7 protein-coding genes are annotated in these 11,449 nt (G+C 71.6%); 1 reads left to right on the top strand and 6 read right to left on the bottom strand.

Annotated features, from left to right (window positions below; all coding sequences use genetic code 11):
• Window positions 1–11: 11 nt before the first annotated feature.
• Window positions 12–1,505: an ABC transporter substrate-binding protein gene (locus ABEA43_RS27050; protein WP_345566042.1), complete on the bottom strand. Its 1,494-nt coding sequence runs from the start codon at window positions 1,503–1,505 to the stop codon at window positions 12–14.
• Between the two features lie 382 nt (window positions 1,506–1,887).
• On the opposite strand from ABEA43_RS27050, the gene ABEA43_RS27045 reads away from it, so the two are divergent.
• Window positions 1,888–2,607: a DUF4253 domain-containing protein gene (locus ABEA43_RS27045; RefSeq protein ID WP_345566041.1), complete on the top strand. Its 720-nt coding sequence runs from the start codon at window positions 1,888–1,890 to the stop codon at window positions 2,605–2,607.
• On the opposite strand, the gene ABEA43_RS27040 is transcribed toward ABEA43_RS27045, so the two are convergent.
• The 5 genes from ABEA43_RS27040 to ABEA43_RS27020 form a co-directional block, all read right to left on the bottom strand.
• Window positions 2,536–3,315, bottom strand: a complete 780-nt coding sequence (locus tag ABEA43_RS27040; protein ID WP_345566040.1) for a 4'-phosphopantetheinyl transferase family protein — start codon at window positions 3,313–3,315, stop codon at window positions 2,536–2,538. The two genes, ABEA43_RS27045 and ABEA43_RS27040, sit on opposite strands and share 72 nt — an antisense overlap.
• Before the next feature lie 75 nt (window positions 3,316–3,390).
• The gene (locus tag ABEA43_RS27035; protein ID WP_345566039.1) at window positions 3,391–6,459 is read right to left on the bottom strand and encodes an AfsR/SARP family transcriptional regulator; all 3,069 of its coding nucleotides are present in this window, start codon (window positions 6,457–6,459) and stop codon (window positions 3,391–3,393) included.
• 227 nt (window positions 6,460–6,686) lie between these two features.
• On the bottom strand, window positions 6,687–9,458 hold the full coding sequence (locus tag ABEA43_RS27030) for a helix-turn-helix transcriptional regulator (RefSeq protein ID WP_345566038.1): 2,772 nt from the start codon (window positions 9,456–9,458) through the stop codon (window positions 6,687–6,689).
• A gap of 19 nt (window positions 9,459–9,477) precedes the next feature.
• A complete protein-coding gene (locus ABEA43_RS27025; protein ID WP_345566037.1) occupies window positions 9,478–9,816 on the bottom strand; it encodes a hydroxyisourate hydrolase in 339 nt (112 codons plus the stop codon).
• Between the two features lie 165 nt (window positions 9,817–9,981).
• Window positions 9,982–11,310, bottom strand: coding sequence for a cation:proton antiporter (locus tag ABEA43_RS27020; protein ID WP_345566036.1), 1,329 nt, complete (start codon window positions 11,308–11,310; stop codon window positions 9,982–9,984).
• Window positions 11,311–11,449: the final 139 nt, after the last annotated feature.

Below are 11,449 nucleotides of genomic sequence, written 5' to 3'. Positions count from 1 at the left end.
GCCATGGCGGGTCAGTGCTTGTCGATCTCGATGGTGTACGCGGGGAACTGCGCGTTGAGCCCGTTGACCGCGTACCCGGAGACCTTCGAGGAGCTGACCACGATCTGCGGGTTGAGATAGAGCCAGTCGCTGGCCGCTTCCTCGGCGATCCGGCGGGCCGCGCGGCGCAGCAGCGAGGCCTGCTCGGCGGCCGTGTCCGCGGTCTCCGAGCGCTTGATCCAGCCGGCCACCTCGGGGTTGTCGTAGCCCCAGTAGAAGCCGGGGTCGCCGTACCAGCGGATGTCCCGGTCGTTGACGTGCTCCTGCAGCGTCGCGGTGAAGTCGTGGCGCTGGTAGACCCGGCTGTACCACTCGTCGGCCGTGATGATCTTGATGGTCACCTGGACGCCCACCTTGGCCAGCTCCGACTTCACGAAGGTGGCGATCGTCGGGTGGGGGTCGTAGGCGGGCGTGTCGAGGGTGAAGGAGAAGCCCTCCGGGAAGCCGGCCTCCGCCAGGTGCTTCCTGGCCAGGGCGGGGTCGTACGCGTTGACGGCGCTCTCGTCCTGGTACCAGGGATCGGTGGGGGGCACCATCGAGCCGATGAGCTCGCCGTAGCCGTTCCAGATGGAGCGCAGCAGCTTGGCGTCGTCGATCGCCTCGCTCACGGCCTTGCGGACCAGCACCTTGTCGAAGGGCGTCCGCCGGTCGTTGAAGGCGAGCAGCAGCTTGGTCGTCGAGTGCCCCTCGGCGATCTTGAAGGCGGGGGTGGCGAACTGGGCCAGCGCGTCGGGGTTCTGCTCGCTGGTGATCAGGTCCACCTCGCCGGACAGCAGCGCGTTGTTGAGCGCGGCGGCCTCGGTGAAGTAGCGGAAGACCACCTGGCCGGTCTTGGCGGGCGGGCCCCAGTAGCCGTCGTACTTGCCGAGGGTCAGGGTGGAGCCGCGCTTCCACGCGGTCAGGGAGTAGGGGCCGGTGCCGTCCTCCTTCGTCGCCGGGTCGGCGACGGCGCTGTTGCCGATCCACACCTGCGTCAGGTTGTACAGCAGGGAGATCGACTTGGTCGACAGCTCGACCACGACGGTGTGCTCGCCGGACGCCGTCACCTTCTTGATCATGCTCAGCGTGCCCGTGCGCGAGGACTTGGATGAGGCCGCGAGTATGCGGTCGATGCTGTGCTTGACGTCGGCGGCGGTGAGGGCCTTGCCCGAGTGGAAGCGCACGCCGGGGCGCAGGGTGAAGGTGTAGGTCAGGCCGTCGCGGCTGACGGTGTGGGCGCGGGCCAGCAGCGGCTCGACGCCTCCCGCGTCGGTCAGCCTGAACAGGCCCTCGTAGACGTTGCCGCCCAGGGCCTCGGTCGCACCCTGGCCGCCGCCGCCGGCGTTGTCCAGGTTCTGGGGCTCGTACAGGGAGCCGATGGAGAGCGTGGGGGCGGAGGTGTCCCGGCTAGGGGGCTGCGTGGTGCAGGCGGCCGCGAAGGCGAGAGCGACAAAAAGTACGATAGTGCGCGTTAACCGACATTTCACAATCTCTCCTGGATTGCTGTGTACAGGACAACCCGCAGGGCCCATTCTGAAGGCTGTCCAGCGGTATGACTACGGCGTAAACCCGAACACATGCTCATGTTCCGCCGAGCTCCAGCGCGTTCCCTATCACTTATCCGAAAAAGTGTGCGGCCACATCGCCGGGCGCGATCTTCCCAGACGGCCGGTCACGCACGTTCCGACACTGCCATGGAACGCGGCCGTACCAACCCCTGTCCGCCCCTCGATCCGGCCGATCCGCGAAAATACCGGCCGCGGAAATGGTGGGGGCGCATAAGGGGTTCGTAGGGGATTCGCCGGAGGTTTCCCCCGCGTAATGTCCGGCATTAATCGAGAATTCTGGAGGAAGGGCGGGGATGAGTCGATGTCTCTTGTGCAGGAGCGCCTCCTGGCACCCGAGCTCGCCGACGCGCGGCCATTGTTCCGCACCCCTATGGGGGTCGAGATCACGGGAGTGCCGCTGTCCGGCATCCCGGTCGCCGAGCGGCTGCGCATGGTCCTCGCGACCCGCGCGCTCACGCAGCACTGGCCGATGCTGATCGACGCGGCGCTCCCGACCCAGCTCGAATACCACTGGACGCTGCCGGACATCGCGATGCCGCTGAAAGAGGTCCTGGCACGGGCGAACGGGCTGAGCCCCGGCGACGAGCCGGACGCGCGGCCGGCGAACGTGGTGTGGCCCGAGTTCGGCCGTACGGAGCGGGTGGCCCGCCCGGCGTCGGCCCCCGGCGGCCTGCTCCCCGGTGAGAGCCAGGTGTACCTGGCGCTGATGCCCGTCGAGTCGGGCTGGCAGGTGCCTGGGCTGCTCAGCTACGGCGGCTGGAACCGCTATCCGGAGCCGGTGGCGCACACCGCGCTGCTGCGCGACTGGTACCGGCGCTTCGGCGCCGAGCTGGTGGCCATGACCGACTGCACGGCGGAGTTCGTCGTCCGGCGCCCGCCGCGCACCAGGGCCGGCGCGTGGGCGCTGGCGTGGGAGCTGCTGCGCTACAGCGACGCCGTACGCGGCAAGTCACCTGACGCGGCCGTCAATTTCGCGGCCGACCTGCTCGGCGCCGGCCACTGGGTGGCCTGCTGGCGATGAGCCGATCCGGCGGAGCGGCGCGGTCAGGCCGCGCGCCGGGGCGGCCTTCTCGCGCGCGGGCTCCAGGACGATCGAGGTCAGCAGCAGCCCGTGCTTGGCCTGCCAGCGCCCGGCGAACCTCCTGAGCGGCCGCCCGTCGACCATCGCGCCGGGGACCAGCAGCCGCGCGGAGAACGTGCCCGCCGGGTCGATGACGATCAGCGCGTTGTCGAAGCCGAGCCAGCACTGCGTCAGCGGGAACCACGCCTTGTAGACCGACTCCTTGATGCTGAACAGCAGCCTGTCCCAGCTCACGTCCGGATCGGCCGCCCGCAGCCGATCCACCTGCGCCGTCTCGGCGGGCAGGGCGATGGCCTCCAGCACGCCGTAGGGCAGCTCCTCGTCGGGCTCGGCGTCGATGCCGATCGTGGTGACCCAGGGCGACTCGCCGAGCACCACGCCGCGATATCCCGTGCAGTGCGTGATGCTGCCGACGACGCCCGATGGCCACAGCGGCTCGCCGCGGGCGCCGGGCAGGATCGGCGCGGGCTGCCTGCCGAGCAGGCCGAGTGCCTTTCGCGCGCACGCCCGAGCGGTGGTGAATTCCCTCCGGCGTTTCTCGACGGACCGTTCGATGAGCGCTTCCTCCTCCGGGAACAACGCTTCCTCGTAGATATCCGCCAACGTGTCCGCGGCGACGACCGAAGGCGGCAGAATGTCTTTGATCACGAATTCTCCTTGGTCGTGGTGCTCACCAAAAGCGTAGGCAAGCGCCGGTCGACCAGAAAAGGACGCGGACCTGGGTTAAGGGAAATAGGGGTTGCCCGCGCCGAGCATGTCCTCGATTTGAGCGGTCGGCCGGTCCCCGAGCCAGGGGTCGAGTTTCCCGGCGAGCGACATCGCCGCGTCGAGCGCGTCGCGGGCCGGCTGCTCCTCCCCCTGCGCCCGGTGCGCGCCGCTGAGCATGAGCAGGGCCCGCGCCTCGTGCATCGGCACGTCCATCATCCGGAAGTGGGCCAGCGCCTGCGTCAGGGGGCGCACGGCCTCGCGCGGGCGGCCCGCGCGCATCGCCAGCTCGCCCAGGCCGACCAGGATGCGGGCCTCGGCGTGGCGCGCGTGGGCGACGCCGGCCAGGGAGAGCGCGCCGCGCAACGCCTGGCCCGCCGCGGCCGGGTCGCCGGTGCGCAGGAGCGCGACGCCGATGCCGTACCGGGCGTAGCTCTCCCCGACGACGTCGCCGATGTCGCGCACGATGGCCAGGGACTCCTCGAAGCTGCGCACCGCGCGAGCCGGCTCGGCCGCCCTGAGGTGGGCGTGGCCCAGCCGGTGCAGCACCTGGGCCTGCATCCGCCGGTTGCCGCCCGCCGCGCTCAGCCGCAGCGCCTCGGCCAGCAGGCTTCTGGCCGCGGCGAAGTCGCCCGCCTCCAGCTTGAGCTCGGCCAGGTCGTTGAGCACGTACGCGATGGCGATCGGCTCGCCGAGCCCGCGGAAGAGCTCCAGCGCCCGCTCGTGGCGGAGCACGGCGTCGTCCAGCCGGCCGGTCAGCCGGTCGACGACGCCGAGGTTGCGGATGACCAGCGCCGTGCCCTGCTCGTCGCCCACCTCCTCGAACAGCCGCACCGCCGACTCGAAGGACGCGCGGGCGTCGTCGAAGCGCTGCTCGGTGAGGTGGAGCGAGCCGGTCGAGTAGAGCATGGCGGCCTGACCGAGCTTGTCGTCGGCCTGCCGGGTCACCTCCAGGGCGATCTGGTGGGTCTCACGCCAGTCGTCGAGGTAGACGCTCGACTCGAAGAGCGTCACCGCGCTGATCGCCAGCCCCCAGCACAGGTCGGCGAAGCCCGCCTGGGCCGCCTGCCTGATGCCGGTGACCAAGGGGGCGCGCTCGCGCTCGTACCAGGACATGGGCGCGGCCACGAGCTGGTCGGCCAGCCCTTCGGGGAGCTGCCAGCGCAGCGCCCTGCTGCGGATGTGGACGGAGTGGCCGCCGTGCTTGCGCCGGTGCGCGGCGTCGGCCAGCGACAGCAGCCCGCCGAGCACCCTGGCCAGCGCCGCCCGCCGCTCGGCCGGCGGCTCCTCCGCGGCCAGGTGCTCGCGGGCGAAGACGCGGATGAGGTCGTGGAAGCGGTACTGGCTCTGCGCGCCCCTGCCGTCGCCCACGCTCTCCACGAGCTGGGCGTCGATGAGGTCGTCGAGCAGGTCCAGAGCCTCGGCCAGCGGCCGGTCGAGCAGCGCGGCGGCGACCCAGGCGGAGAAGAGCTGGGTGTCCAGGATCGCCAGCCGCCTGAACAGCCGGCGCGCCTCCTCGCCGACGGTCTCGTAGGTGAGCGAGATGCTGGCCCTGATGCCCATCTCGCCGTGCTTGAGCTCGTCCAGCCTTCTCGTCTCGTCGCGCAGCCGGTCCACGAGCTGGCCGATGGTCCAGTGGGGGCGGGCGGCCAGGCGTACGCCGGCGATGCGCAGCGCCAGCGGGAGCCGGCCGCACAGCGTGGCCAGCTCCTCCACGGCCGCCGGCTCCGCGGCCGCCCGCTCCGCGCCGATGATCTTGGCCAGCAGCTCGACCGACTGCTCCAGCTTGAACGTGCCCAGCGAGACGTGGATGGCGCCGGGGAGCCCGGCCAGACGGCTGCGGCTGGTGACGATGACGGCGGAGTCGGAGCTGCCCGGCAGCATGGGCAGGACCTCGTTCTCGCTGTGCACGTCGTCCAGCAGCACCAGCGTCCTGCCCGCGCACAGCAGCGCCCGGTACGTCTCCGCGCGCTCGTCCAGGGTGGCGGGCAGCGCGTCGCCTGGCACGCCCATGACGCGCAGGAACCGTTCGAGCACCTGCATCGGGCCCACCGGCTGGGACACGCCGCCGTGCAGGTCCGCGAAGAGCCGGCCGTCAGGGAACTGGGCGGCGACGCTGTGCGAGACGTGCACCGCGATGGTCGTCTTGCCGATGCCGGGGTTGCCGACGAGCACGATGATCGGCACCGCGCGGGTGGTGCCGCCCGTGCCGAGCAGCAGCAGCTCCCTGATCGTCTCGACCTCGCCCTCGCGCCCGGTGAAGTCGGCGACGTCGGTGGGCAGCATCATGGGGGCGCCGGGCACCCTGGCGGCCGGGGTCACCGTCGCCGTCTGGCGCGGCTCGAGTGCCGGGTCGCGGCCCAGGATCTGGCGTTCGAGCTGCTGGAGCGAGGCGTTGGGCTCCAGGCCGAGCTCGTCGAGCATCACCTTCTTGGTGTTCTCGAAGACCTCCAGCGCCTCGGCCCGCCGCCCGGACCGGTAGAGCGACAACATGAGCTGGCCGCGCAGCCGCTCGCGCAGCGGATGCTCGGCCGTGAGCGCGGTCAGCTCGCCGACCAGCCTGTGGTGGCGGCCGAGCGCCAGCTCCTGCTCGATGCACTCCTCGTTGCCGGTGACGCGGTCCTCGGCCAGCCGGCCCGCCATCGACTGGACCAGCCTGCTGTCGATGCCTTCCAGCGCGGGACCCCGCCAGAGGGCGAGCCCGGCGCGGTAGTGCCTGATCGCCTCGTTCCTGCGGCCCGAGTCGCGGGCCTGCCTGGCCTGCTCCAGCAGCCGCTGGAAACGGTAGGCGTCGATCTGCTCGTACGGCACCTGCAGCGTGTAGCGCTGGGACTGGGTGGAGATGAGGCCCTGGAGCCCGTGCGCGGCGAACAGCCGCCGCAGCGCCGAGACGCAGATCTGCACCTGCGAGCGCGCCGTCGGCGGCGGCGAGTCCCCATAGAGCGACTCCACGAGCCGGGCCATGCCGGCCGTCCTGGCCGGCTCCAGCAGCAGCATGGCCAGAATCGTCTGCTCCCTGACGCCGCCGAGCTTGACGAGCCTGCCGTCGAGAACCGCCTCAAGGAGTCCGAGCACGAAGAAGTCCACCGGAGCATCCCCTAGCGCAGCGGCCGCCTGACGCGCCCCTCTGCCTATTCATGCTGAGCGCTGCCGGGAGAAACAGCAAGGATCCACATATAGCTAAAAAGACACTCAATGTGGACTGTGAGTTTTATTTTCTACTTATCGGTCAAGGGGCGGGAGCAGGGCGATTGCCCTGCTCCCGCCCCTGTCATGGCCTGGTTCCGGCCCTGCCGCGCCCTGGTGGACGGCCCTTAATGCACTCCGGCCACGCCCGGATCTCCGCTGCGCGGGGGCGTCAGGTCGAGGGTGGCGGGCAGCTCGGTGCGCCGCGAGATCCCCAGTTTCCGGTACGTCCGCGTCAGATGCTGCTCGACCGTGCTCACCGTGAGATACAGCTTGGCCGCGATCTCCTGGTTGGTGTGGCCGGTCGCGGCCAGCACCGCCACCCGCTGCTCGGCCTCGCTCAGCAGCTCGGCCGAGCGGCCGTGGACGCCCGTGCCCCTGCTGTGCCGCCCGCCGGAGCTCTCACCGCTGGACAGGGCCGCCAGCAGCGGCTCGGCCTGGCAGCGGCTGGCCACCGAACGCGCCCAGGCCGCGATCATGCCCGAGCGCCGGAACTCGCCCAGCTCGTGGAAGGCGTCCGCGAGGTCGACCAGCACCCGCGCCAGCTCGTAGTCGTCGCCCGCCTGCCGCAGCAGGTCGGCCGCGCGGCGCAGCAGCATGGGCCGGTGGCGCAGCTCGCTGAGCCCGGCCAGCACGCGCATCGCCATCCCGTGCGCCCTGGGCGTCTCGGGGGTGCAGCGCTTGAGCTGCTCGCCGACGAGCCGCGCGCTCTCGTCCACGTCGCCCATGAGCAGGCACGCCGCCGCGGCCTCGGCCCGCCAGGGGATCAGCCCCGGCGCGTCCATCTCCCAGCTCTCCATCAGCTCGCCGCAGCGCAGCAGGTCGCGCAGGGCCAGCGCCGGGTGGCCGGTCGCCAGGCTGTAGCGGCCGCGGGCGTGCAGGTAGGCCAGGCCGTACCTGGTGTCGAACATCGAGTCCAGCACCACCTGGTCGAGCTGCTCATGCACGAGGTCGTACGCGCCGGTCGCGGTGGCCGCCAGCATGAGGCTGCCGAGCGGGCCGCCGGCGGTGACGCCCCAGCTCGTGAGCGGGATGGCGGCCAGGGCGGCGCGGGCGTGGGCGATCGCGGCGGGCATGTCGCCCTGGCGGACGGCGATCTCGGCGCGGATGGCGGCCAGCCTGGCCCGGCGGCTGGGCGCGTTCCTGGTGGAGGCCTCCTGGATGAACGCGTCGCACCAGGGCGCCGCCAGGTCGGGCCGCTCGCTGAAGGTCAGGGCGAGCAGCGCGTTCTCCACGGTCTCCATCGACATCTCGTCCAGGTGGCAGCCGCGCAGGATCGGCTCGACGGCCAGCGCCTGCTCTCCCGGTCGTTCGGTGAGGACGCGGACCAGCGAGCGGGTGGTCTTGAGCCGCCGGGCCGCCGCGACCGAGCGCACCTCCACGTCGGGCGGGGCGGGCAGGCGCACGCCCGGGTGGGTGACGCGCAGCCACGGCACGATGATGAGCAGCTCGGCGGCGGTCTCCGGATCGCTCTCGGCGTCGCGCAGCACGTGCTGGAGCACTTCCTCGGCCTCTTCCGCGCGGCCGTGCCAGAGCAGGGCGCGGGCGAGCACCGCCGCGTCGCTGCCACGCAGCCAGCCGCGCCGCAGGGCGTCGGTGAGCTGCGTGAGCCTGACGGCGGGGGCGGCAGGGTTGATGCGCCACTCCGCCCTGATCAGCATCGTGGTGATCTTGGTTCGCTCGCGCTCGTCCGCGCACTCGGTCCAGGCCAGGCGCAGGTACGACACGGCGCGCTCGACGCTTCCCTCGCGCAGGGCGTGCCTGGCCGCGTCCTCCAGCACGGGCACGACCCACGGGGCGTCCACCCGGTCGGCGCGCAGCAGGTGGGCGGCGACGTCGGCGGGCTGGGCGCCGCGCTCGTAGGCGAGCACGGCCGCCTTGTGGTGCAGGCCCATCCGGTCCTCGTCGGTCATCCCGGCCAGCACCGCGGCGCCGGCGGCCTCGGTCCTGAACCGGCCGTCCACGACCAGCCCGGCGCCCGCCAGGGCCAGCAGCCCGCCGGCCACGTCCTCGGGCGTCTCGCCCACCAGCCGGTCGAGCTGCTCGGCGGTGCCGAGCGCGGCCAGGCCGCGGGCGGCGGGCAGCATGCGGTGCTCGCCGCGGGTCAGGCAGGCGAGGACGGCTCTGCCGTACCAGCCTTCAGGGACCAGCTCCTCGGGCGGCTCGCCGCCGCGGGCCCGCTGCTGCGCCTGGTAGTCCTGGACGAGCGCGGTGATCAGCAGCGGGTTGCCGCCGGTGGCGGCGTGCCAGCCGCCCCCGAACCGCTCGGCGGCGGTGAGCCCGACCGCGTCCACGGCCATCGCGGTGGCGCCGCTCTCGGACAGCGGGGCCAGGTGGACGCGGCGGCAGTGCTGCTGGCGCAGCAGCTCCGCCTCCAGCAGGCCCTCGCTCCCCGCGCCGTGGTCGACCGTGCTGAACACGGCGCTGATCCGCGCGAAACGCACCCGCCGCGCGAGGTAGGCCAGGCAGATCATGGACTCGCGGTCGGCGAAGTGGACGTCGTCGATGATGAGCACCAGCGGGCAGCGCTCGGACAGCTGCAGCAGCACGGTGCACAGGGCGTGCACGAGCTGCGCGTCGACGTCGGCGCCACGGCCGGCCGCCGCGGCCCCTTCCGCCAGCATCGCCAGGGCCAGCTCCAGCTCGGCGGCCATCAGCGGGGCGTCCTGGATGAGCTGCCCGATCACGCCGAGCCGCAGATCGCGCTCCAGCGGCGAACCGGTCGCGGTCACGGCCAGCGCGCCGCGCTCGATGGCCTGCTCGGCCACGGCCTCCAGCAAGGCGCTCTTGCCGACGCCCACCGCGCCGCTCACCATCGCCACCCGGCCGCGGCCCGACAGCGCGCCCGCGAGCTGCTCGTGCAGGACATCCAGTGCTTCGTCTCTCTCAATCAAAACCATCAGGCTCACGCCCTTCTCGTCAGTCCTGCGAGCCGCAGAAGATCGAATAGGAGTACGGGGAGATCAGGACTTGGATCCGGTACGCGTCGAGGTCATCTCTTATCCGGAACAGCACGTTGATCTCGGGATAGGGGGCACTCAGCCCCAGGCCCACGAAGTAGTAGTCGCTGTCGAAGACGATGCGGTACAGCCCGCGGGTCAGATGCTGCGTGTCCCATGCGCCGATTCCGCCGGTCCCATCCGTCTTGGCCTTGGCCACGACGGACCAGACGCCGTCCTCGTGCTTTTCCAGGCCCACGCGCATGCCGACGACCGACCTGCCGTGAATGCCATCGAGAGCTTGCACGCTGATGCTCATGGGATCGAAGCCAATCTGCTGGGCCCGCCGGAGCGGACACACTCCATCTGCTGACAGAGTGACCTTCGCCCCTATTCGTTCACCATCGGCCTTTTATCGCCCCCCACATGGAACCGCCGCAGGCCTGTGACCTGCGGCGGCGCGAGACATACGGGGGCGGCGAGCTCACATCATCGGGAGCGCTCCGGAGCCGGCCCCGGCGGTGGCCGGCAACCGTTCCTCCTCCAGCGGGGTGTGCTGGATGCGGGCCATCGCCCAGCGCAGCAGCGGCGGCGCCATCAGTGACGTGATGACCGCCACGAGCACGATGATCGTGTACGTCTCGACGGTCAGGACGCCGAGCCGCAGCCCGGCCATGGCGACGATGACCTCGATCACGCCGCGGGCGTTCATGGCGGCGCCGAGCGCGAGCCCCTCCCAGTGGCCCATGCGCGCCACCCGGGCGCCGATGTAGGCGCCGGCGAACTTGCCTGCGATCGCGATGGCGAGCACCACCACGGCCATCGCCAGCACGTCCCCGCGGCCGAGCGCGGTCAGGTCCATGCGCAGCCCGGCGGTCGCGAAGAAGATCGGGGCGAACACGCCGAGCACGATCGTGCGCAGCGGCGCCAGCTTGGTGACGATGCCCTTGCCGTGACCGGAGATCAGGATGCCGCACAGGAACGCGCCGAAGATGGCCTCCATGCCCAGCGCGTGCGTGCCCGCCGCGCACAGCAGGATGAGCACCACGGTGATGGGGATCGGCAGCCAGGTGTCCGGCGAGCGGTCCGCCATCTCGTAGACGCGCCGGGTGAGCGGGCGGCCCAGCGCGATCGCCACGGCGACCACCGCGCCCATGGTGGCCAGCGAGAGCACGACCGACCCCGCCCGTAGCTGCGAGGTGGCCATCGCGGAGACGACCGAGAGCATGAACCAGCCGAAGGCGTCGTCCACCATGCCCGCGGCCAGCGTGATCTGGCCGATCTCGCGGTGCATGAAGTTCATGTCGAACAGGACCTTGGCGATGACCGGGATCGCGCTGACGCACATGGCGACGCCGAGGAACAGCGCGAACACGGTCGAGTCCACCTGGCCGCCGACCAGGGCGGGCGGCAGCAGCAGCCCCGTCCCGATCCCGAGGCCGAACGGGATGATCATGCCGAAGAAGCTCACCCAGGCCGGTTTCGCGCCCATCCGCCTGACCAGCCCGCTGTCCAGGTGCACCCCGGTGATGCCGACCAGCAGCAGCACGCCGATCTGCCCGACACCGTCGAGGAGGTGGAACTGCTCGGCCACCGGCGGGAACAGGCCCCGCTGCAGCTCCGGCCACGCGTGGCTGAGCAGGGAAGGGCCCAGGATCACGCCGGTGCACAACTCACCGACCACGGCGGGCATCCCGAAGCGGGCGGCCAGCCGGCCGAGCGCCACCGCCAGCATGAGCAGCACGCCCACCTGGAGCAGGAACAGCATGAGGGGGTGGGCGGGGATCGGCGGTACGGGAATGGCGAACGGCATCGTGCTCTCCTGATCGGTCGCTCGTCCGAGCGCGTTCCGGTGGCTCGTAGCTCGAAGCGTGACCGCGCGGGCTTAAGGACCGCCAAAGCCCGCCGCGCGATGCGCGCGACGGGCGGGTGGGAGGATCTCTCTCTATAGG

This window comes from Nonomuraea rosea, from assembly GCF_039539705.1.
GTDB lineage: Bacteria > Actinomycetota > Actinomycetes > Streptosporangiales > Streptosporangiaceae > Nonomuraea > Nonomuraea rosea.
Note: the sequence above shows the minus strand (reverse complement) of the source record. Positions and strands in the feature narration are given on the sequence as shown.